Below are 22,479 nucleotides of genomic sequence, written 5' to 3' on the forward strand. Positions count from 1 at the left end.
CTCTTATTTATTGTCTTATTTACTTATGACCTCTATAATGGTAAAAATCACTTTTGTAATGTCCTGTTTCACCTTGTCCGGGTTCTTGTGTTTGAGGAGGTAAGTGCATGGATTTATCCACGGTAATTCTGTTGGTTGCCATTCTGGCTTCGTTCGTCGCCATTGGCTACGGAGGGCTACTGATTTATGTGATTATGAAGCACCCGGACGGAGACGACGCGATGCGGCGGATCGCCAAGGCTATCCAGGACGGCGCTCGCGCTTACCTTAACCGCCAGTACACGACGGTTGCCATTGTCGCGGTTGCACTGGCGATTCTGCTTATTGCTATCAGCTGGCAGACTAGTGTCGCCTTCCTGGTCGGCGCCATAGCGTCGGCTCTGGCCGGTTATGTCGGCATGAATGTTTCGGTGCGAGCTAATGTAAGGACGGCTGAAGCCGCCAGGAAAGGGTTAAGCCCGGCGCTACGGATGGCTTTTCACGGCGGCACCGTGACCGGCCTGATGGTCGTCGGCTTGGGGCTTCTGGTTGTCACCGTCGTCTATTGGATCTTCGGGGACGTGAAGGTACTTGTCGGTTTAGGTTTTGGCGGCAGCCTTATTTCCGTGTTCGCTCGGTTGGGCGGCGGCATTTATACGAAAGCAGCCGACGTCGGCGCCGATATCGTCGGTAAAGTCGAAGCGGGGATCCCCGAGGACGACCCTCGTAATCCAGCCGTTATCGCCGACAACGTAGGCGACAACGTCGGGGACTGCGCAGGTATGGCGGCCGACTTGTTCGAAACCTACGTGGTTACCGCCATCGCGGCGATGCTGCTGGGTGAGATTATCTTCGGCAAGGGAAACGCTGTAATCTACCCGCTGGCGCTGGGCAGCTTGGCAATTTTCGCCAGTATCATCGGCACTTTCTTCGTCCGTGCGAAAGAAGGCGGCAGCATAATGGGAGCCCTATATAAGGGTTTGATAGCGGCCGGCGCGTTAGCGGCCATCGGCTTCTATCCGATAACCGCTTACCTTATGAAAGGCCTAACGGCGGCCGGCCAGGCGGTCGACCCGCTGAGGTTATATGGCTGCTCGCTTGTTGGCCTGGCTGTAACGGGCGGGATTGTCGTAGTGACCGAGTATTACACCGCGACCAGGTTCAGCCCGGTTAAGAAAATCGCCGCGGCCTCGACGACCGGTGCGGGCACCAACATCATCGAGGGTCTGGCGATCGGCATGCAGTCGACCGGTTTCCCGGTCTTCTTTATTATCGTCGGTATTGCCGTCGCCTATGTGTTAGGCGACGGGTTGTATGGCGTGGCGGTCGCCGCCATGGCTATGCTATCCATGAGCGGTATCATCGTCGCCATCGATTCTTACGGGCCGATCACCGATAACGCCGGCGGAATCGCCGAAATGGCGAACATGCCGGAGAGCGTTCGCGCCGTCACCGATCCGCTGGACGCGGTCGGTAACACGACCAAGGCGGTGACCAAGGGTTACGCTATCGGCTCAGCGGCTCTGGCAGCCATGGTCCTGTTCGTTTCGTACACCCAGGAGCTGCCGGCCAGTATGGCCGTTAAGTTCGACCTGAGCGACCCCCGCATCCTTATCGGATTGTTCATCGGCGGCCTCCTGCCTTACATCTTCGCCTCACTCTGCATGGAGGCGGTCGGTAAAGCCGCGGGCGGCGTCGTCGACGAGGTCAGACGGCAGTTCAGAGAGATTCCCGGCATCATGGAAGGAACCGGACAACCGGATTACGCCAGGACGGTAGATATCGTAACCAAGGCGGCCATCCGTCAGATGGTCGCGCCGGCTTTGATTCCTGTCGGTACGCCGATCCTGGTCGGTTTTATCTTAGGTCCGGAAGCTTTGGGCGGCGTCCTGGTCGGCAGCATCGTCGTCGGTTTCTTCATGGCCGTGGCCATGACCAGTGGCGGCGGCGCTTGGGATAACGCCAAGAAATACATTGAGGACGGCAACTTCGGCGGCAAAGGCAGCGACGCCCACGCCGCGGCCGTCACCGGCGACACGGTCGGCGATCCGTATAAGGATACGGCCGGCCCGGCCATCAACCCGATGATCAAGGTGACCAACATCGTCGCCCTGCTCATCGCCCCGCTGCTGGCCCATTATGGCAGCCTGCTGGGAGGATTCTTTAAGTAAACCCTTTAATGCATAAGTCATAAATACGTTTTTCTTGAAGATGAAAGAGTAAAGAACCCGCCTTATAATCAGGCGGGTTCTTTCTTTACAGAAGGTGTAGGTCGTGGCCCTTTGAGTTTCTTGCCGACAATAACTTGAATCTCTTTGCCTGTATAGTTATCCCGTCTTTCTAGTAAATCAGCTTTTATACGCGCTAGTGTGCGGTCAATTAATAGAAGTGCGCGATTCTCCTCATCATCAACCGGATAATACTCGAAAAACTCCGCCGCCGGGATATTTTTTTGAATTGGCTTAAAACGCTTGGGTGTCATGCCTATTTCTCCAACAACTTTATTGTATTCTCTATACTCTGATTTCCTAAAACGGATCGTCAATGCCGGTAAGACATGTCCACGGTAACGCATAAATACGGTCCGCTAACCGTCTAACCTCACTACCGGTATAGGCGACGAGGCCCAATATAACGCGCTTATCCTGTTCCATCAGCATTCTTAAGCCTTTTGTGTCGTTGTATCCAAGATTATCTGTAAGCTTTGCCTCAATCCCTATGGCTTTACGGCCAGTCTCTAAAATAAAGTCGACGTCTGCGCCGGATGTCGTCCTCCAACCGAAGATTTCTATTCTCGGCGTTGTTAGACTTGCTAGAACTCTTAGATGCATATAGAGCATCGTCTCAAAAAGGAATCCCACCTCTCTCGATCCGCGCAAAGAATCAATATCATTAATCCCGCACAAGTAAGATGCCAGACCTGGATCAAGCCAGTAGGCTTTCGGGGATTTTTTCAGCCTAGATGTCTTATTGCTAAAGTATGCTTGAACCCGGGTGATAAGGTTACTTGTTTCAAGAAGATTTAAATATCTGTGAATCGTCGGCTGACTAATACCGACATCGCTCGCGATTTCAGTCTGGTTTACAAGATGTCCGCTGCGTAAAGCCAATGCCTGCATGAAACGACGAAAGTCAGGCAGAGAATCGACTTGTGATAACTGCCTAAGATCTCTTTCCAGGTAAGTCGTTGCATAGCTTTCCCAAAAACCAGTAAAAGCGGTCTGGTTGGTCAGTTTTAGCAATCCGGGCATGAACCCGCGCAGTATTAAAGGTAAAGGGTCTTCGGACCTTACTTCCTTCTGTCGGAGCGTTTCCCCCGCGAAAAGCCGGTCAAGAAAAACAGGAGCTGGCTTGCTGCGCTCCTCGCCCAATGTCATCGGATTCAACTGCAGGTAACGAACGCGTCCTGCTAAACTTTCACTAACGTTTTGCATTAGCAGCAAATTGGCGGATCCGGTAAGCATGAATCTTTGTGGCTCGAGTGAACTATCGACTGCTAGCTTGATTGCCAACAAGATATCAGGGGAGCGTTGAACCTCATCGATTACACTGGTAGGATCGTCAGCCCAGATTGTCTGCGGCGATTTGGAAGCTAAATCCTGCACGGCTAAATCATCAAGAGTATGGAAAGGCCAATCTTTAAAAGGTGCTTCACTTCGGAGTAGAGTAGTTTTTCCGACTTGACGTGCTCCGGTAAGGATTACAACCGGCGCTTCCCTTGAAATCAGCCTAATCATAGGAGTAATCCATCTATTTCTGTAATATAATTCAGGTTGTGAATGATATTCATTCATATCTTGAATTATACTCATCTCTGATGGTGTGTCAAGTGTAAAAAGATCGAGCGCCCTCTTCGGCGAGTCTAGACTGAGGGTGGGTGGAGCCTCGACCCTGGGTTTCCTTTTTTATCCTTTATGTAGATGTAACCGCCCTGATGAGATTGCCGCATCGCTCTGCTCCACGCAATGACAGCTTTTAATAATATGGTCGAGCATGCAGACAAACCACGTCCGAGCGGAGAGCATTGTTCGCTCGCCGTGGCGACCTGAACGTGGGGTCAGGCCCTATCACAAAAGAAGAAAGGGCCTGACCCCAAGGCACTAACGATGGTAGGCCACGAGCAGCATGCGAGTCTATTGCATAAGAAAGAGCCGCCCCAACTGGGGCGGCTCTTTTAATCCTCGAACTATTTGTGCTCTATCTGTTAGATGTGTTTGCCGCTTTCTTTGGCCTTGTCGCCGGTTTCGTCGGCAACCCAGCGGTCGCCCAGCGATTCCATAACGACCGGCAGCGTCGTGTACTCCATGTCGTCCAGCGGCAGCCTATGCGGCTCGAACGGGCCGTGAGCTTTCAGGTAGTCGGCCATCTCGTTGGCGATCTGACGAGCCCGGTCGTAGCTGACATCCGCGAACATATCCCTCGGGCCGATCAGTCTGCCGTCTTTGAGCTGGAAGCCCAGCGCGACAACGCGAGGCGGTCCGTCGAAACGCGTCGGATGGTCTTGCGTCATGCTGACCGGCATCAAAGGACCGTGGTGCGAACCGCGCATCCAGCCCGCCACAAGATGCGGGAAGGCGAACGGATTCAGAACCTCGCCGACGGCCGGCAGGCCGCTCTGGCAGCGAACCGCCATGACCGGATCGTCTTTGCCGACGTATTTGCCGGCGATGAAGCTTAAGCGCTGCGTCGATGTAACCGCTGCCAGCTCGCCCGTCCTCTTGTCAAAGACGTGCTTGATGACAAAACGGCCCGGGGCGCCGATGAAGGCCAGCAACTGATAGACTTCCGAGGGCGTGTCAAAGATGATTTTCTTCGCCTCGACCAGGTCGTCTACCTGGAGGTTGAAGCCCTGATACATGTTGGCGTCGATAACCAGTCCGGCCGTGTTGAACGGATCGCAGAACATCTTATAAAGCGGCATGTTCCAGGCGCCCGGCTCGGTCTTGTCGGCCAAAAAAACGATGATCGGCTCGCTCTGACGTTCCTCGAAAACCATCTCCGCGTAGCCGGGGCCCATGCCCCTTAGGTTCCCGGAAAACGCGTCGGACAAGATGTCCTGTCCCGCACCATAGAGTCCGAGGTTGTGCGCTAAATCCGTCATGTCCTTAAAGGCATCCCAGGTAAACTTGTGAATCTCCTTATCCTCGATACCTCTCTTGTGCGTTAGGATAAACGCGTGGTCGTCGCCGCAATGTCCGACGAAGTAATCGATGACCAATCCGGCTTTCTTGGCTTTCGCGGCGTGTTCCTCGGCTTTCTCGTGCATCTCCGGATGAACAGCGGAGTGGCCGACCCAACCGCCGACATCGGCCTTGATGATACTTAGGGTAATCTTTTCACCCATACGTGTTACCTCCTTTTAATCAAAAAGCTTATTCATTGTATCCTAGTGGCGCGGTAAATCTCAAGGTGCGAGTGTGTGGCGCGAAACACCAGTTGAAGTATATAGTATTCCTTATGTGGTACACCAAAGACTTAAAGGCTGTTACGGCCGAATTGAATACTTCTCTTGATGGGCTGACATCCGCCGAGGCGGCCGCCCGGTTGTTTAAGTACGGGCCGAACGAGCTAAAAGAGAAAGCCGCCAAGACGCCTATCGAAATGATTACGGACCAGTTCAAGGACTTCATGATCTTGGTCTTGTTGGCCGCGGCCTTGATTTCGGGTTTTGTCGGCGAGGCGACCGATACAATCGCCATTATCGTTATCGTCCTTTTAAACGCCGTCATCGGATTCTTCCAGGAATACCGGGCGGAAAAGGCTATCGCGGCTCTGAAACAAATGGCCGCGCCGGACGCCGTCGCTTTGCGCGACGGGTCCCCGGTCGTCGTTCCGTCCAAGACTTTGGTTCCGGGGGACGTTGTTGTTCTGGAGGCGGGAGGCATTGTCCCGGCCGACCTAAGATTGACGGAAGCGGCTCAGCTTAAGATTGAAGAGGCCACCCTGACCGGGGAATCAGTGCCGGCTGAGAAGAATACGGACTCTATAGCCGCCGCGGATTGCCCGTTGGGCGACCGCTTGAACATGGCTTTCAAAGGGACGATCGTCACCTATGGGCGGGGCGCCGGCATTGTCGTTGCCACCGGTCACGCGACCGAGCTTGGCAAGATCGCCGACTTAATCCAGGAGGAAGAAGGCGTAAAAACGCCTTTGCAGAAGCGCCTGGCGAGATTCGGTCGAAACCTGGCCGTCCTGGTCCTTATCATATGCGGGGTCGTTTTCGCGATGGGCATGCTGCGTGGCGAAGAGCCGGTCTTGATGCTGCTGACAGCCATCTCTTTAGCCGTCGCGGCCATTCCGGAAGCTCTGCCGGCTCTTGTCACAGTCGCCCTGGCCCTCGGCGCCCGACAACTTGTTAAACACAACGCCCTGATAAGAACCTTGCCGGCTGTGGAAACACTGGGGTCTGTTACGTATATCTGCACAGATAAAACCGGCACGCTAACCATGAACAGGATGATTGTCGAGGAATTATACGTTGACGGGCGTTTGATAAAACCGGGCGAGCTTACCCTTGGTGACCGCAACGTGCCCCACCTGAAAGCCGTCTTACAGGCGATGGCGTTGTCGAATGACGCAAGAGCCGACGCTGACGGACGATTGCTGGGCGACCCCACGGAAACCGCCTTGTATGAGTTCGCCGCCGCGAACGGTTCGGCAAAACCGGGTTTGGAGGAGTCTTATCCTCGCGTCGGGGAGCTGCCGTTCGACTCCGAACGCAAACTCATGACCACGTTTCATAAATGGGAGGGAGGGAAAACCGTCTCCTTCACCAAAGGGGCGGCCGAATCCGTCTTCTCCAACACAACGGAAGTCTTAACAAAAGAAGGCTTGGAGCCGTTTGACAGCGCGGCTTTCGATAAGGTCGGTGATAAGATGGCCGCCGACGGTTTGCGGGTTCTGGCTATCGCCATGCGGTTATGGGACGGTGTCCCTTCCGACATGTCGCCGGAAAGAGCCGAGGCCGGGCTAACGCTTCTCGGTCTGGTCGGCATCATGGATCCGCCGCGCGAGGAGGCTAAAGCAGCTGTTGCGCTATGCCATCAGGCGGGCATCCGACCGGTTATGATTACGGGTGACCATCCTCTGACGGCGGCGGCTATCGCCCAGCGGCTCGGCATCCTGGAAGCCCATGAGAAGGTCATGACAGGAGCGGAGCTAGCCGAACTCTCGCTGGAAGACTTCGAGCAGGCTGTGGAGTATATAACCGTATACGCGCGAGTCGCGCCGGAGCAAAAACTTAAAATCGTAAGGGCGCTTCAAGATCGTGGTCAATACGTCGCCATGACCGGCGACGGTGTAAACGACGCTCCGGCATTGAAACGGGCAGACATTGGCGTGGCTATGGGAATAACAGGCACGGATGTCGCCAAGGAATCCTCGGCGATGATTCTCCTGGACGACAATTTCGCGACCATCGTTGAAGCGGTCAAGGAAGGCCGTCAGATATTCGACAATATCCGGAAATTCATTAAGTATATTATGACCAGCAACTCCGGGGAGATATGGACCATCTTCCTGGCGCCTTTCTTCGGGCTGCCCATACCCTTGCTGCCGATTCATATCCTCTGGATAAACCTGGTGACGGACGGATTGCCGGGCATCGCTTTGGCGGTAGAGCCGCCTGAGAAAGACGTTATGAACCGGCCTCCGCGGCATCCTCAGGAGAGCATCTTTGCCCATGGTCTCGGAACACATCTTGTCTGGGTGGGCCTGCTGATGGGCCTGATTTGTATATTCACCCAGGCCTATTTCTTAAAGGCTGCCGGCTGGCACTGGCAGACAATGGTTTTTACGGTTCTATGCTTGAGCCAGATGGGCCACGTCATGGCTATCCGCTCTGAGAAGGAATCGCTTTTTAAACAAGGATTGATTTCCAACAAACCGCTCTTGGGCGCTTTCGCCTTAACGTTTGTCCTGCAGATGGCAACCATATATGTGCCGTTTTTGAATCCGATCTTTAAGACGCAACCTCTCTCATTGGTGGAGTTGGGCGTCACCCTGGCGCTGTCGTCTCTCGTCTTCATCGCGGTCGAAATCGAGAAAACCGTCAGAAGGCTGCGCGACGCTTAGGCCTCCGATTCGCGCATGTTGGCAACAAATAACGGATCATATGTTCGCATGGCAGTCCGTGCAAACGCCGCGCTGTGACCGGCGTAGAAGAGTGCTGCCCAAAGGCAGCGCCCCGCGCTCGGACACGTCCATGGCGGCCTGAGCGCTCATAACCGCGTCCGTCCCGTGCGCCCTGTGGCATGTTAAGCACGACATCGTATCTTGGGCCTCATTCGCCGTCGGATGGTTAAGCGGCAAATCTGTCGTCAGGTCATACCGTAGCGCGTTCACCGGACTTATTACCCCGGATATCATCGAGTCCGTGTTATGGCGGTGGCGCTTGACGTTGCCGGAAACGTCGCCGGCGTCATAAGGCGTCGTGTCCTCGCGTGTCGTGTAGCGGGTATGGCAGGCGGCGCACCAGTCATCCTGTCCGCTTTTATAATTCATGGTATATCCCTGGGTGTCAGATCTGTCGAGGTCGAAATCTTTGTCCGTATAGGCCCTATAGGCGTTAGGATCCGCCGAATGAGTTGTTTCCGTGCCATCCGTCCAGGGACCGTTCCACGTAACCGGCCTATCGGTCGAGACTCCATTAGGCCTGAGCCTAAGCAGTCTATACTGTGTCGACTTAAATCTATCCGGGTGTGGGTCGTGACAGGACACGCATTCCAGAGTGATATAAGCACTGAGTCCAGTATTCGGATCCGCGCCGTACGGAATCGCGCGAACTCCCAGATCGTGCTTTGAAGTCGTGGGGGACGAGTTCTGGATGTAGTTGAATCCGCCGCCCAATAGATTCATGTTGCTGTCTCCCCATACACGGTATCCGGGTGAATTAGCCTTGGCGACGTATTTGCCGTTCATAACGTCAGTGTTTGCCCCGGCACCGCCTTCATGACATGTCTCACATTTACTTGAGCCCGACACATCTATTAAGAGGTTGCTAAGCGTAGCGGTGTGCGCCCTATGGCACGTGGCGCAAGCATCGGGCTCACTTACAAAATGGGCGGTATTATGGCAAGAGCCGCAAATAGCGCGAGAGCCTTCCCATGAACCGTCAAGTCTTTGAATGTCCCTTAAGTTCATCCCATCGCTACCCGCAGGCAGTGAACCCCGGGTCGCCAGCAAAGCGGCGCCCGTCATATGAGTCGAGCTTCCATGGGCTTTGTGGCAGGTTAAACAAGTCAGCAGGTCGTCAGGCGTCCGCCCGTTTCCTGTTACATCCTCTAGCGGCAAAGTGGTTTCCAAATTGTACTCGACGCCGTTAATAGCGACCCGGCCGGTAATCGTCGTGTCTATAGAATGCCTGTGGCGCGAAACCGCTCCCAGGGTATCGCCTGCGTTGAAAACATCGCCGCTCTTGTAAGCGCTGGCTGTCCCGGGTGCGCCCGGTGTCCAGGTAGCGTAGTAATGTGTGTGACAGGCCGCGCACCAGGCCGCGATGCCGCTCTGATAGTTTTTTGTATATCCGGTCATCAGGGTCGTCCCGCCGAAGTTGCGCTCCGCGTAAGCCTGGTGTACACCGCCCCTGACGGTTTGGGCATCATCCGTCCACGGTCCGTTCCAGGGAACGGAAATGTCTACCGGATTGTCACCGGGCCTCTGCCGGAGCAACCTATAGTTCGGTCCGTCATGAGGTGTGTGACACGACACGCAGTCAAGCTTGTAAGAGCTGGCGCCGCCATAGGCGGTTTCCGTAATTTCCAGTTTGTGGCTTCCGGTTACGGGATTAACCTGTCCGGTGTACTCGAAACCTCCACCCAACAGATTGCCTCCCATAAGACCTGAACCTAGATTACCCTTCTGCCGGTCATAATAGACGCCTTCGCGAACAGCCGTATCGGCGCCCTGGCCTTTGGCGTGGCAGGAAAAGCAAAACTCACTCATCGGGGCCAGCGGTAAAAGCTTGTTGGTCCGGGAATCGTGTATTCTGTGACAAGATCTACATTTGTCCGTATCTGAGGAAAAATCGCTATGGGGGTTAGCGGCTTGAGCCGGGTGCGGCAACAATAACGCCCAACCGAACGTCAAGACGATGATAAGCATCGAGTACCGCAAAGCTAATCCGCCTCCATGAGAGCAACAACTCATGATTCATGACCTGTCCCTCTTGGAAGTTTACCACGCTTAACGTCACCGTATACCTAGTAATGCACCGAGACCGGGGTGCCGACGGACGCCCAGCCGTAGACGAACTCCGCGTCGCTAACAGAAATGTTTACACAGCCGTGGCTTCTTACGTTCCCGAAGTCATTATGCCAGTAAGCACCGTGGATAGAGTAGTTGCCGTTAAACCACATGACATAAGGCACGTCCGGAATATCGTAGGGTTCGGCTGCGCCTTGAGCCGAACTCATCGCCGCCACCCAGTTCATGCTGTAAATCCGGTAGTTGCCGGTCGGGGTGCTGTAGCCGGACTTGCCGCTGGAAACCAAACAGGTATAGACCGGCGTGCCGCCCTCCAGCAAGGTTAGTCTTTGCTCACTCAGATTAATGTCGATCTTTTTATAAACGCCGGTGGTAAAGCCGGTGGAAATATCGGCATCCGCGTAGCCGCCGGCAGCGCCGCGCAGTCCTTCCGGCCCGCCCTTTAAGCGAACCGTTACCGGCGTTTCGAAATCCCACGGCGTCGAAGGAACGAACATAAGCTTATTGTGAGCCACCCAGTTAAAGGAACCGGGTACGGCAGGCTCCGTCGAAAACAGGTTGGCGGCCATGGCTTTATTAATAATGGTGTCATTGAAAGTCACGATGATTCCTGTCGAGCGGCTGACTTCCGTCGCGCCGTTAGCCGGTTCGATAGCCGGCGCAAGAGGCGCCGCCGTGGCAAGAACGGTTTGAACCCCGGGGTTGCGTATCTTCATCCGATAACCGTTGAGGCCGGTCGCGCCGGTAATCTTCAGCTGATACGCCTGGCCTTGCCGGAAATCGACAAACTCGATCCGAGAGACTCTGGCCGCGTTATCGGTTTTAACGTTAACCGCGACAGCCGGTTCGATCGTGTACGTAAATTCCTTTATCGGAATATTCCACTTTATCTCCGCGGGTTTATCTATCGAGGCGATCAGGCCGCCGGAAGGAATATCCGGCTGGGGCGTCTCCGGGGTGGAGAAGACAAGCTTGCTGATTACCCTGGTATTCCGCCGGTTTGTCTCGACCATATAGACTTCATACACGGTGTCGGTATCGAGTTCGCGCCGTCCGTTGATTTCCAGATACGAGTCTCGGCTGATTAAGGCGCGCACCGGATTCCCGTTGGCGGTAACCTCAAACCTCTCGAGTTTCGTCCCGAAGCCCGTCAACCGCAGCCGAATACCGGTCTTTGGATTTATGTTTGTCGAGCCGGCCACCGGCGTCGCGGTGACTCCGGGGTCAATAAGGGAGCAAGCGGTTAGGGGTAGGAGGAAAAGGAAGAGAAGAATGATTATTGATCTTCTGGGCACGATTATGATTCACCACGCACGAGATTAGCCGACAGTTCTTGTTTCCGACCTACAGGGCACGATTCTAGCCGGAGCGAAAGCTGCGTCTGAGTTCCTGCGATTCGATTTAATCGGTCGAATCCCAGGATGACTGTTCGCATGATAGGTCCCCAGGATGACGCTTTTTGCACTTTTCTGGAAGCAGGGGTCAGACCCCTGCGCCTCACGAAAGGGGTCTGACCCCATAGGTTTCGCATTAATAATGCGAGAACACAGGGGTGCCGAGAGGGGCCCAGTTATATATCCATTCGGCGTCGGCGACACGCACGTTGACGCAACCGTGACTGCGCGGATAGCCGTATTCGCTGCTCCAATAACATCCGTGAATAGCCTGACCGCCCGAGAACCAGTTAACGAACGGTACGTCTAAAACTTCATAGGGTTCCGGATCGCCCGGACCACTGCGCATATCCACATACCGGTCTTTGGCATAGATCCGGAAGTCGCCGGTGCGTGTCCGGTAACCGGCTTTCCCTGTTGCCACCACGGTTTCAAATACCAGGACGCCATCCTCATAGGCATAGAGCTTCTGCTCGGATAGATTTAGATCGATCATCTTTTGCGCCATGGTGGTGAACGTGTTGGTGACGGTTCTGTCTATATAGCTCCCCGAAGCTCCGGAAGGTCCGGCCGGACCGCCTTTTAGCCTAACGGTAACCGGTATTTCATAAGACCATTTCGTGGACGGTGTAAAGACCGCTTGGGTGGTTGAAAGCCATTTCAGTGCGCCCGGAACGGGCGGATCGATAAGTAACGCGGTGTTCAGGCAATCCGGATTAACGACTTCTTCGCTGAAGTTCAGGGTGATTTCGCTCTGGTTGGCCACCCTCGTGCTGCCGGCGGCCGGCGTGACGTCCACTTTCAGCGGAATCGGTGTAATGATTGTTTGCTTATAACCCGAGGCTGCCGGCTTTAATCGCCGCCCGTTAACCCCCCAAGCGTCGGTAATCGTCAGGTCGAAGGTTTGGCCTTGTTCGTAGTTAACAATCCGGATGATGCCGGTTTTGCCGTCGGCCAACATCCATAATCTGCTTTGCATGCCGGACGGCAAACTATATGTGAAACCGGTTATCGGAGTGTTCCACTTGATGGTAATGCCCTCGTCAAAACGCATGACAACCGGTTCGGCGGACAAAATGGGAGCCGGATCGATCGCGGGCGCGGAATCTTGGGCTAGAGCCGGCGGCATGAATATCACCGCGGCCAAAACCATAAAGGCAATAATGGTTGAAATCAGAAATAAACGTTTTGTCACAATATATTAATTCTAAGGCCTGCGACCAGGCATTTCAAGGATTACTTAGGATTAAGAAAAATCTCTGTGCCGCAGTAGGGGCATTTTACGACGCCTTTACCGGCCAACTCCAGTTGTCCGCCGCAATTCGGACATTTGTTTTGCGGCATATCTTTGGCTTCTTGCGACTGCAGAACCCCGCCTTTCCAGTCCACATATCCTGTGAATAAACGCTTACCGACCAAATCATAGATGTAGTGGGCAACCTGGTCGGTTGTTAAACCGGTTTCGATGGCGATGTCCGACAGTTTGACCTTGCCGCGCGTCTCGATCATGTTCAGTATAAGCTTTTCCTTCTCCACCTGGATCTGCTCTTCCTGTTCCTTGGCCCCGCCAATCATCATATAAATCCCAATACCGCCGGCGATCAATCCGATCAATATAGCGGGTCCCTCGCAAATCATGAAGCCTCCGCCGGTGAGTTTCCCGTTCATGAGGTTGGGCAAGAGCATAAGCCCCGGGACTACCGCCAGCGCCAGGCCGAAAACGACCAACAATATCCCTATGGTCTTACCACCCACCGGAACCGCCTCCTCCGCCGCCGCCGCCGCTGAATCCGCCGCCGCCGCCGCTGAATCCGCCGCCGCCGCTTGAAGAACTCGGCTGAGACGTCAAAGTGCTAGCGACATCATTTAAAGTAGTGGTGAAACTGTCGTTCATTGAATTCAAATCAAATCCGCCCAAACCCGCGCCGCCGGTCGGCATAGCCTCGCCGGGATGGTCTTTGTTCCAGGTATTCTGAGCCCAATCACGATCAGGGTAACCAGGGTACCAGTAGGGCGCAAACCAGATAGGCGGTATGATCTCTTTGGCATCGAACGACGCAGTGAACACCGATTCCAGCTGGAAGGCAACCGCATATGGAATATACCGCTCGAAGATCTCTTGCGCGTTACCGGCCTTGCCGTATTTCTGGATGTTGGCCAGATAGTTTCGGAAAGCCCACCACTTGGCTCTTTCCTCGGCACCCTTGGCCGTTTTCCGCGGCATTAGGTACCCGAAAATCATAACAATGACAGCCGCAACAACGACGGCGCCGGGCGGCGAGAAGATAATTATGTTGGTCAGCGTCTCTGAAGCTCCGGTAAAGTAGTCGCTTATTACTCCGATCGTGCAGCAAGCCAGGAGGCCTCCCAGAAGCAGCATGAGCCCGCCCGCCCCGTAGTAACGGCGGCGGGCGGCGGACGGAGCCAGGCCGTAAAAGCCCATTTTACAGGCTTCTTCCCCCATCATCTTTTGGATATTCGGAATCTTTTTATAGAAAACGTTTTTGAATGACGATAGCTCGGCCGTCTGCTGCCCCCCGAAAAGGTCGGCGATGAGCTGTTGTTCGTACGGCCGAAGGTCACCCTGGTCGCCCAGCCACTGGAACAGGGTGTCTCCCGGTTTGTCCCAGAATTTAAGGTAGCCCCGGCGGGCCAGATCGACCAGCGTCGCGTTGATGTCTTTCGTCGCCGTCTCCTCGAAAAGAACCTCGCTGACCACGGCGGGCGGCGCGTCGCCCGGCGGCTCGGTCAGGTATTCGGCGACCGCCGGCACCTCTTGTTCCCGGCCGAACTTATACCAGATCAGGAGCATCGCCAGGAAGACGATAACGACCAACATCACACTGAAAGCGATTGAGGCGATCATCCCCCAGCGGACGCGGGCTTGCAGGGCTTCGTTCTTCTGCTGTTGAGCCAGCAAGACAGGATTAACGGTCAAATAACCCTTGGGGAAGCGGATGCCCGCCCAGAACTTAGTGTTCGGACCAAGGTTCTTCCCGGAATATACGACCGTTCGCTTATCGGTCTGTTCCATTGACGGCGAGTCGCCGTCCGCGTTAAGCCCTATGTCGTCTTTCTTTAAAGTGATGTCTTTGGGCAGATGAACCGTCACTTTGACGGAATCTATCGGCTGCTCGCGAACCTCGGAGACGGCCTTCCATTCCAGTTTGTCCGCGTCGTCGTAATAATAAAAGCCACCGTCAACCTTGTATTTTAGGGTGAAGTTCTTGGCTTCGTCCTTCGCGCGGAACGACCATAAGACCTCCATATAATCACCGGAGTATTTGTAGTCGGTATACGTGAAGAGGCCGGGCTCGTTGACGATACCCTTGATGACCGCCCCTGCTTTGTATGGAACGCCGTTTTCGGAGACCTCAAAGTCGCTAAATCCGAGGACATTGTCTCCGTAATAGAGGTTGCGGTAACGGCCTGTATATTCTCCGGCGATTTGTTCGTCGTAGGTTTCAGCTACGTCAAGCGTAGAATTCTCGTTGACGACTACGTCAACGTTCCACTCTTTGTAGCGGAACGACTTTTCCTCGGCCAGGGCAGCGGGAGAAGCCGAGGCATAGAGCATAGTGCAGAGAGCTGAGAGCAGAAGTATAAATAAAATTGTCTTGGCTGTTCTGCGCATAAAGGCTCCCGTGTTTCTTGTTTCTTCAAATTCCCCGCCCTTGAGGGGCGGGGGCTAGGGGGCGGGTGGTTCTTGCCGCGCAAGCGGCACCCTCACCTTAATCCTCTCTCCTCAAGGGAGAGGAAAATCGTTTTTGGTTCTTGTTGCTTCTCGACCCTTCGACAAGCTCAGGGCAGGTTCTTTCGAACCGGCCGCTCATTCACTCGAAGAATATTAGTTAGGGGTCAGACCCATTCGTCTATGGCAAGGGGTCTGACCCCTTTTCCACAGATACTGTTCTTGTTTTATTATTCTCGGTTTATGGTTTCCTGTTTTCGTTCTTGTTCTTGCTCTTGGCTAAATTATTCGATCTTCGTGCCGCAGTCGGGGCAGAACTTGGAGCTGGCCGGCAGCTCTTTCTTGCATTTGGGACATTTGGTGGTCGCCGCCAGGTTGGCGCCGCATTCCGGACAGAATTTGGAGTCCGCCGGGATGTCCGCTTTGCATTCGGGGCACCTGACTTTCGGCTGAGCCCCCTGTTGCATGGCCTGTCCCATCATCTGGGGCATCATCATACCCAAACCGGCGCCCATGCCTAAGCCCATGCCGGCGGTCGCGGTCTCGCCCGCGCCGCCTCCGGCGCCGCCCGGCTGCTGGGCGATGTCGCCCATCGCCCGGGCCGCCTTGAATTGCATATACTGGGCCATGCCGCCGACGGCTTCCATGCCGCTTCGCTCGTCAATGACCTTTTGGACTTCGTCGGGCGGGGTAATGGCGTTGATAATGAAGTCGACGGTTTCGATCCCATACTGGGCGAAGTCGTCTTTAATCTTCGCTTTCAGGCCGGCATCCAGCTCGTCATAATATCTCGGCAGGTCGAGAAGCGTTTCTAAGGTGCTGCCCAGCAGATCCTGCAGCCTGCCCACGATGAACGACCTAAGGAAGTCCTCGATCTGCGTTGTCTGAAAGATACCCTGGGTGCCGACTATTTTGTTCACAAACAGCTGGGCGTCCGTTATCTGCACGCTGAACATCCCGTGCGCCCGCAGGCGGATCATTTTAAACTCGCTGTCCCGGAAAGCGATCGGCTCGGCGGTGCCCCACTTCAAGTTGGTAAAGACCTGACGCCCGACGAAGTACACCTCGGCGCGGAACGGGCTGTCGCCGAAAATCGGGCTGGCGACCAATTTGGTTAAAACGGGCAGGTTCTGTGTCGTCAGCGTATGCCGGCCGGCGTCAAAGACGTCGACCGCTTTGCCATCGCGGAAGAAAACCGCCCATTGATTCTCCCTGACGACCAACTGGGCTCCCCACTTGATGTCGGCCGATCCTTGCTCGGGAAACCGGTGGCACATGGACTCCCCGGTCGGATCCAGAAACTCGATAAGTTCGATTATCGCCATTTATTGCACCCCCATCATGACTTGCTCGCGTTTGGTAAAACGCTGATCCAATCCGTCAATCAACATGTCCAGTTCAAGGAGGCGTTCGACGAACGAGTCCTCGTCGTCGTGAAGCTCCCCGACTTTGTTCCCGATTGCCTTGACCTGTTCGCCCAGCGAGAGATCGAATTCATACATCCGGTCAAGTTCCTCTTCCTCTATTTTGGCCGCGTCAAAGAAACCTGACACCCCATAGTCCGCCAGACGAATCCGATCCGCCGCAGTGCGCAGTTTGCGTACAGCGCGATCGAGGTCCTCCAGGTTGTCCAGTTTGTTGGATTTGGTAATAGTAAGGGCCAGGGACTCAAGCTTGTCTTGCTGGGCCTTTAGTTCACCATAGAGGATTTCTCGGTTCATTCTGTCCGCGTCGCGCCGTTTTTCCAGCTGCTGATAGCGGTGGTAGCCGGGAATCAGCCCAACCAGCCGCTCCAGCACCCGGCGCCGGGACTCGATGCGTTCCTGAAAATCAGGCATATGAGCCTCCTTAAGCAGGGGTTACGTGGAAATAAGTTTAGCACGCGTGAGCGTATCTGCCTATGCCTTGGGCCTGACAATAGCGATAATGGTAAAGGCAAGATAGATGACGGTGCCGAGAATTACTCCGAGTACTAAAAGGGTTTTAGCCGTGCTCTCGCTATACGTAAAGAGAAGTAGCGTTAATCCGGGCAGGACAATGAACACGGACACGAAGTAGATGACTGTCCGGCGGAGCATATGCACGTCGCCGATTTTGAACCACCAGACCATGATGATCATGAAGCCGAACAAGACCGCGACCATGGCCCAAAATACAAGCAATCTAAGAATGTCTGATGTCACGCTACCGCCTTGTTAGCTGCCGAATTGTGATTTAAAGCACCAAGTCTTCAAAATATTATCATTGTTTCTAAGAATAATAAAGGACATTTTTTGACACGTGTTCTTGGCATATGCTATAAGTTAAACATCATTTTTACTATGTCTGAAGGGGGGTGATGTGGTCATGTTAGCAATGCTTCTTCTGCAATCAAGTGCCGACCAAGCTGCCAGCGATGCCGCGGCCAGTGCCCTCTGCGGAGGTTTCGGCCTTATCTACCTGGTTTGCTGGGGTCTGGTAGCCTTAATCGCCATCGCCCTCTTCGTTTTCTGGATTCTTATGTTGATCGACTGTTTCCAGAGAGACGAGTCGGAGTTCCCGAATTCCACCGGCAATTCTAAGACCATTTGGCTTGTTGTTCTGCTGGCGTCGTGGCTCCTGAGCATGAGCTGGCTGGCGGCCCTCATTTACTACTTCATGGTCAAACGCGCCATGCCTAGAGGACAGTCAAAACCGCCGGCTCCGCCGGAAGCACCGGCTGCGTAATATTACCTGATTTACGACAAAATAAAAAGAGCGGAGAGACAAGAAACTCTCCGCTCTTTTTTGTTGCTCTTTACGCCGCGGGTGGCGGAGGCGTATTGGCCTTCCGCGAACCGGCCGTCCTCTTCACTATGAAGAAATAAAAGAGAGCGGCCCAACCCTGAAGCAAGATCAAGAGAAGTATCCACATCGACTTGTTGTCGTTCGGATACTCCGCCTTCTCCCGCATCGCCGCGTCGTACATCATAAACAGATTGAAAATCCCCAAAAAGATAAAAAATAGAATCATCAATCCGTAGCAGCACCAGAATAGCATCATGCCGCCCAGAACCGACGCCCCCGCAGCGGCGCTGGCGTCATCGGACGACGTCTGCGCCATGGCGGTCCCGGCTCCAACGAGATTCAAAAAGGCCGTTATAGCCAAAGCTAGAACTGCTCTAGTAGGTCTACGCATACAGCGCGCTCCTCCTATATCTTTGCTTGGCTCTTGGCCATCCCGGCGATCAGCGGTACCTCAAAGTACTCGCCTTTATATGCCTTAAGGGCATACATGATCTGCATTATGAAGATGATGAACCAGGCGATGCCGAAAGTCACCATCGACAAAATGATCGAAGCGAGACCGAGGAAAAACGCTTGCCAGGCCATAAACCTAAGCCACGGGTCGTTCTTGCCCTGATCCAGGAACGCGAAAATGATTCCCAGCCAACCAAGCAGAAAAGCGATCAGTGCCAACACTTTGTTGCCTTCTTCCTTAGGTGCTAACATTGCGGCTTGCTCCATTCTTACCACCTCCCATGTGTCGAGTTTTAATTGATATTTTACTTACTGGCCCGATCCCGGCTCAGACGGAGGCAGGGGCGGGGTTTCTTCAGTCGCCGCGGGCGGCGGGGGCGGAGGTGTTCCGCTAACCGCTCCGCTTGAATATTCTTTCGGCCGGACGATTAGATATATGATCAGCCCTACCCAGCTAAAGAAGATCCACAACAGCACCCAGAGGATGGCCGAAGTGTCCCGTTTTGAGGCGTCCTTGTAAATCCAGACCGCCACCCAAATGTAGATAATCAAGCCGACGACCAGTGCCAGCAAGTAGCAAATAATCATGATTATGCCGACGGTCGCTCCGGCCGCGTCCCCGCTACTTGTAACGGTGATATCGTCCGCCGCCAGCGCGGGCGTCATGAGAAGCAGGGAAGCCAGCCCGGCCAGAAGGGTGATGAGTCCGGTCTTTGGCAATGTTTTCATACAGCTCACCTCCTCCCTTCCGTAAAAGTCAGATTTAGACGTTCCTTTCAGCAATATCCCCGATGAAGGGAAGTTTATATCGTTCACCCTGAAAGGCTTTGACCATGAGTAGAATCCAGACTATGACGCTGCCGATCCAGTAGGCGAAACTTAAAAACATCGCCAGTATATTGGGAATAAAGGGAATATTAATTGAGTTGAGTAGTGTATTTATGATGATTAGCAAGACTCCAGCTAAAAAAAGTGCGATACCGAACAATATCGATTGCACGGCGTGAAAGCGTACGTATTTGTTGTCTTTCTCGATTATGTAGAATATAAGGCCGGTTACCGATGTAAACAGGTAGCTTAATAGAGCCGCGGTGTTCTGCTCAAGACCCGTCGAAGTCTTTTCCGACACCGGCGAGCCAAGCTGTGGTTCAGTCACGCAGTTCACCTCCTTCGTCAGGGGGCATAAACAGTTGAGACAATCATACCGATAGCCTCACCTGTTGTAAACCTGTTAAGCGCCTAGCGACCGCTGACGACGACTCCCTTAACAGCGACCGTCGGCGACCCGTAAGACGCGCCCATCGGAACAAACCTTAAGTCTGAACCGACAGCCGAAACGTTCCTTAGTATCTCCGCGCATGAAGAAGCAATGGTGATTTCTCTAACAGGACCCGACAGTCTGCCTTTCAAGATCCGTAGTCCGAATGCGCCCGCGGAGAACTGTCCGGTCACGGCGTTAACGCCCGCGTGCAGACCCTGAAGCCCCATGACCAAGAGACCGTTTTCGGTGGCTTCGATAATCTTGTCTTTGCCCAGGTTGCCCGGTTCTATAAATAGATTGGTCGGGCCGGTTGCGGGCGGCATCCTGAACGAGCCCCGCCCGCCGCTGCCGGTGGCTTTTACGCCGGCCTTCCTGGCCGCGTATGAATTATAAAGCAGGGTTTTAAGTTTGCCTTCCTCAATAACCGCAGTCGTTTGCGTTCGAACGCCTTCATCGTCAAACGGCGCGCTGCCCAAGCCCCCGGTCAACCGCCCGTCGTCGATTATGTTGAAAATCGGCGGGGCGACGTTCTTGCCGACCAGCGCGGCCAGAAACGAACGGCCTTTCTGGGCCGCTTCGGCGTTTAACGCGGGCGAGATCGCCGTTAAGACCTGGATGAAGACAATGGGGTCAAAAACGGCCGTCACGGTCGCCGGCTTCATCGATTTGCCGCCCAGCATGACAATCGCCCGCTCAGCCGCCTCGCGTCCCGCGGCGGCCGCGTCCAGCTCTCTTAAGCTGTGTCCGGCGTCATATGAGAATCCGGTCTGCACATCGTTGTTTTCTTGAGCCAGCGCGTCAATATAGCCATAAGCGGTCTGACGGCGGTACTCCGCGACAAAACCCGCGCTGTTGGCCAGCGCGACGGTCGCGTCTTCCTCGGCGTAACTGACGGATTCGCAGCCGGTGATACGATGGTCATAGTTCTTAGCGGTTTCCTCCATGGCCAGCGCGAAGTCGATTTTTTCCGCGGTCGTCGCTATGGCAAAATCCGGGCTGGTCAGCCCGAGCTCTTCCTTGTCAACCGGCTTTTCGTAGGCTGGCAGGCCGTTGAACTCGTCAGCATCGGAAGAAGCTGCGTTGGCATAGGCTAGACGGGCCGCTTTAGCCAAACCCGCTTCGCTTAAATCCGTCGTGTAAGCATAGCCCATACGTTTGTCCCGGAACGCTCGCAGGCCGGCCCCGCCGGTCTCCGCCCGCTCAAAAACCTCGGGTTCGCCGTTGAATATATCTATAGACAACTTGCGGCCCCATGTCAGGTAAGCTTCCGCTTCGTCCGCGCCCGCCTTCCTGGCTTCCGCCGCGGCCGTTTCAGCCAGTCTTGTGAGCTCGCTCATCAGCCGGTTCCCCCGACAGTCAATTCCTTTATCCGCAGCGACGGCTGGCCGGTTCCGGCCGGAACGCTTTGGCCGGCTTTGCCGCACATGCCAGCGTCGAAATCCAGATCCCCGCCGACTAGGTCGATGTCAAATAACGTTCGTGGGCCGTTGCCGACCAGGACCGCCCCTTTGACGGGTTTGGCCACCTGGCCGTTGGCAATCAGATAGCCTTCGGTAACCCCGAATACGTAATCTCCGTTGGCCGGATTGACCTCTCCGCCGCCCAGCGATTTGGCGTAGAAACCGCGTTTTAGGCCGGACAGCATGTCCTCGAACGAAGCCGCGCCGGGCTTGATATAAGTGTTAGTCATTCTAGGAACAGGGATGTGGCGGAAAGACTGGCGGCGCCCGTTAGGCGTAGTCGGCACGCCTGCCAGACGGGCGTTAAACTTGTCGTACAGGAATCCTTTCAGAACGCCCTCTTCGATAAGGGAGTTGGCAACCGCGGGCGTCCCTTCGTCGTCAAAACCGAACGATCCCCATCGATGGGGAAGGCTGGGGTCGTCGGCAGCCGAAACAACGTCGGCAGCCACTTTCTGCCCGGTCTTACCGGCGAAAACAGAGGCGCCTTTGCGGATAGCGTCCGCTTCCAAGCCGTGCCCACACGCTTCGTGAAACAGCACCCCGCCCGTGCCGTTGCCCAGGACTACCGGCATGTTGCCCGCCGGCGCCGGAATAGCGTCCAACAACATTAAAGCCCGTCCGGCGGCCAGTCGCCCGATTTTCTCCGGACTCTCCGTTTCAAAAAGTTCGAATCCTCCGGAAATACCCGGCGCTTCATATCCCGATTCGACGCGATCGCTCCGCTTGGCGACCGCCAGTACGAAGATCCTTGTGAGAACGCGCTTGTCGGCGGCGTAGGCGCCGTCAGACGAGGCGATAACGACCTCCTGTACGCTGTCGGCCAAACTGACCGTCGCTTGGATGATCTCTCCGCCCGCCTCGCGCGCGGCCGCGTCGGCCCGCCTCGCGATACCCGCTTTAAAATCCTGGCTGACCTTTGAGGGTTCGATTTTCGCGAGATTCGCGTTCCCGGAAGCAAGATTGTTGAGCGGGATTATTACGTTCCGGGGTTCCGCGCCGGCGCGCGCTCCGACCGCTTCCGCTAAAGCCGCGGCCGCTTCCAAAACGCTGGCAGGGGTCAGGATGTCCGTATAAACATAATAGGTGGAGGCGCCGCTGATGACGCGAAGACCGGCCCCGGCGTCATGGCCGGCTGTAAAGGATTCTATCTTACCGTCTTCAAGCTTGAGTTTGTCGGTGGACTTTCGCTCGACAAAGATATCCGCGAAATCGCCGCCGCGCTTGAGCGCTTCCGCCAGCGCGCGGTTGATCACGTCGCGGTCAATCATA

Annotated in this window: 20 protein-coding genes; 3 read left to right on the plus strand and 17 right to left on the minus strand. The window is 54.9% G+C overall.

Annotated features, from left to right (window positions below; translation table 11 throughout):
• Window positions 1-107: 107 nt before the first annotated feature.
• Complete coding sequence (locus WC891_03330) at window positions 108-2,150, plus strand: sodium-translocating pyrophosphatase (GenBank protein MFA5866980.1); 2,043 nt, start codon at window positions 108-110, stop codon at window positions 2,148-2,150.
• A gap of 68 nt (window positions 2,151-2,218) precedes the next feature.
• Here WC891_03330 and WC891_03335 read toward each other — a convergent pair whose 3' ends face one another.
• From WC891_03335 to fbp, 3 genes are all read right to left on the minus strand, one after another.
• Entirely contained in the window at window positions 2,219-2,461 is a 243-nt protein-coding gene (locus tag WC891_03335) for a hypothetical protein (GenBank protein ID MFA5866981.1), read from the minus strand.
• Window positions 2,462-2,507: 46 nt separating this feature from the next.
• Complete coding sequence (locus tag WC891_03340; GenBank protein MFA5866982.1) at window positions 2,508-3,773, minus strand: ATP-binding protein; 1,266 nt, start codon at window positions 3,771-3,773, stop codon at window positions 2,508-2,510.
• A gap of 410 nt (window positions 3,774-4,183) precedes the next feature.
• Window positions 4,184-5,323 (minus strand): fructose-1,6-bisphosphate aldolase/phosphatase, encoded by a 1,140-nt coding sequence (fbp, locus tag WC891_03345; protein ID MFA5866983.1) that lies wholly within the window; start codon window positions 5,321-5,323, stop codon window positions 4,184-4,186.
• Between the two features lie 113 nt (window positions 5,324-5,436).
• Between fbp and WC891_03350 the strand changes: the two genes are divergently transcribed.
• On the plus strand, window positions 5,437-8,052 hold the full coding sequence (locus tag WC891_03350; GenBank protein MFA5866984.1) for a cation-translocating P-type ATPase: 2,616 nt from the start codon (window positions 5,437-5,439) through the stop codon (window positions 8,050-8,052).
• Between the two features lie 36 nt (window positions 8,053-8,088).
• Here WC891_03350 and WC891_03355 read toward each other — a convergent pair whose 3' ends face one another.
• From WC891_03355 to WC891_03390, 8 genes are all read right to left on the minus strand, one after another.
• A complete protein-coding gene (locus tag WC891_03355) occupies window positions 8,089-10,092 on the minus strand; it encodes a cytochrome c3 family protein (protein ID MFA5866985.1) in 2,004 nt (667 codons plus the stop codon).
• 86 nt (window positions 10,093-10,178) lie between these two features.
• The gene (locus tag WC891_03360; protein ID MFA5866986.1) at window positions 10,179-11,477 is read right to left on the minus strand and encodes a L,D-transpeptidase; all 1,299 of its coding nucleotides are present in this window, start codon (window positions 11,475-11,477) and stop codon (window positions 10,179-10,181) included.
• Between the two features lie 235 nt (window positions 11,478-11,712).
• A complete protein-coding gene (locus WC891_03365) occupies window positions 11,713-12,771 on the minus strand; it encodes a L,D-transpeptidase family protein (protein MFA5866987.1) in 1,059 nt (352 codons plus the stop codon).
• 41 nt (window positions 12,772-12,812) lie between these two features.
• Window positions 12,813-13,331, minus strand: coding sequence for a hypothetical protein (locus WC891_03370; protein MFA5866988.1), 519 nt, complete (start codon window positions 13,329-13,331; stop codon window positions 12,813-12,815).
• Entirely contained in the window at window positions 13,321-15,210 is a 1,890-nt protein-coding gene (locus tag WC891_03375) for a DUF2207 domain-containing protein (protein ID MFA5866989.1), read from the minus strand. The genes WC891_03370 and WC891_03375 overlap by 11 nt, the downstream gene beginning before the upstream one ends.
• Before the next feature lie 341 nt (window positions 15,211-15,551).
• The gene (locus tag WC891_03380; GenBank protein MFA5866990.1) at window positions 15,552-16,592 is read right to left on the minus strand and encodes an SPFH domain-containing protein; all 1,041 of its coding nucleotides are present in this window, start codon (window positions 16,590-16,592) and stop codon (window positions 15,552-15,554) included.
• Window positions 16,593-17,105 (minus strand): hypothetical protein, encoded by a 513-nt coding sequence (locus WC891_03385; GenBank protein MFA5866991.1) that lies wholly within the window; start codon window positions 17,103-17,105, stop codon window positions 16,593-16,595.
• 60 nt (window positions 17,106-17,165) lie between these two features.
• A complete protein-coding gene (locus WC891_03390) occupies window positions 17,166-17,450 on the minus strand; it encodes a hypothetical protein (protein MFA5866992.1) in 285 nt (94 codons plus the stop codon).
• Between the two features lie 157 nt (window positions 17,451-17,607).
• On the opposite strand from WC891_03390, the gene WC891_03395 reads away from it, so the two are divergent.
• Entirely contained in the window at window positions 17,608-17,973 is a 366-nt protein-coding gene (locus tag WC891_03395; protein MFA5866993.1) for a hypothetical protein, read from the plus strand.
• A gap of 70 nt (window positions 17,974-18,043) precedes the next feature.
• On the opposite strand, the gene WC891_03400 is transcribed toward WC891_03395, so the two are convergent.
• The 6 genes from WC891_03400 to WC891_03425 all read right to left on the minus strand — a co-directional run bounded on the left by WC891_03400 (window position 18,044) and on the right by WC891_03425 (window position 22,478).
• On the minus strand, window positions 18,044-18,376 hold the full coding sequence (locus tag WC891_03400; protein ID MFA5866994.1) for a hypothetical protein: 333 nt from the start codon (window positions 18,374-18,376) through the stop codon (window positions 18,044-18,046).
• Between the two features lie 62 nt (window positions 18,377-18,438).
• The gene (locus WC891_03405) at window positions 18,439-18,753 is read right to left on the minus strand and encodes a hypothetical protein (protein MFA5866995.1); all 315 of its coding nucleotides are present in this window, start codon (window positions 18,751-18,753) and stop codon (window positions 18,439-18,441) included.
• Between the two features lie 42 nt (window positions 18,754-18,795).
• Window positions 18,796-19,215 (minus strand): PLDc N-terminal domain-containing protein, encoded by a 420-nt coding sequence (locus tag WC891_03410; protein ID MFA5866996.1) that lies wholly within the window; start codon window positions 19,213-19,215, stop codon window positions 18,796-18,798.
• Between the two features lie 34 nt (window positions 19,216-19,249).
• On the minus strand, window positions 19,250-19,642 hold the full coding sequence (locus WC891_03415) for a DUF4870 domain-containing protein (protein MFA5866997.1): 393 nt from the start codon (window positions 19,640-19,642) through the stop codon (window positions 19,250-19,252).
• Between the two features lie 83 nt (window positions 19,643-19,725).
• On the minus strand, window positions 19,726-21,084 hold the full coding sequence (locus WC891_03420) for a TldD/PmbA family protein (protein MFA5866998.1): 1,359 nt from the start codon (window positions 21,082-21,084) through the stop codon (window positions 19,726-19,728).
• Entirely contained in the window at window positions 21,084-22,478 is a 1,395-nt protein-coding gene (locus WC891_03425; protein ID MFA5866999.1) for a TldD/PmbA family protein, read from the minus strand. Before WC891_03425 ends, WC891_03420 begins: the two co-directional genes overlap by 1 nt.
• Between the last annotated feature and the right edge of the window lies 1 nt (window position 22,479).

The organism is Actinomycetota bacterium (assembly GCA_041658625.1).
Lineage (GTDB): Bacteria > Actinomycetota > JAHEXW01 > JAHEXW01 > JAHEXW01 > JBAZZW01.

Bases quoted from the DNA above. Each gene is read 5' to 3' on its own strand.
- fbp (MFA5866983.1), bottom strand. From the start codon at position 5,323: ATGGGTGAAAAGATTACCCTAAGTATCATCAAGGCCGATGTCGGCGGT.
- WC891_03405 (MFA5866995.1), bottom strand. From the start codon at position 18,753: ATGGAGCAAGCCGCAATGTTAGCACCTAAGGAAGAAGGCAACAAAGTG.
- WC891_03375 (MFA5866989.1), bottom strand. From the start codon at position 15,210: ATGCGCAGAACAGCCAAGACAATTTTATTTATACTTCTGCTCTCAGCT.
- WC891_03350 (MFA5866984.1), top strand. From the start codon at position 5,437: ATGTGGTACACCAAAGACTTAAAGGCTGTTACGGCCGAATTGAATACT.
- WC891_03385 (MFA5866991.1), bottom strand. From the start codon at position 17,105: ATGCCTGATTTTCAGGAACGCATCGAGTCCCGGCGCCGGGTGCTGGAG.
- WC891_03410 (MFA5866996.1), bottom strand. From the start codon at position 19,215: ATGAAAACATTGCCAAAGACCGGACTCATCACCCTTCTGGCCGGGCTG.
- WC891_03380 (MFA5866990.1), bottom strand. From the start codon at position 16,592: ATGGCGATAATCGAACTTATCGAGTTTCTGGATCCGACCGGGGAGTCC.
- WC891_03330 (MFA5866980.1), top strand. From the start codon at position 108: ATGGATTTATCCACGGTAATTCTGTTGGTTGCCATTCTGGCTTCGTTC.
- WC891_03335 (MFA5866981.1), bottom strand. From the start codon at position 2,461: ATGACACCCAAGCGTTTTAAGCCAATTCAAAAAAATATCCCGGCGGCG.
- WC891_03340 (MFA5866982.1), bottom strand. From the start codon at position 3,773: ATGAATGAATATCATTCACAACCTGAATTATATTACAGAAATAGATGG.
- WC891_03420 (MFA5866998.1), bottom strand. From the start codon at position 21,084: ATGAGCGAGCTCACAAGACTGGCTGAAACGGCCGCGGCGGAAGCCAGG.
- WC891_03425 (MFA5866999.1), bottom strand. From the start codon at position 22,478: ATGATTGACCGCGACGTGATCAACCGCGCGCTGGCGGAAGCGCTCAAG.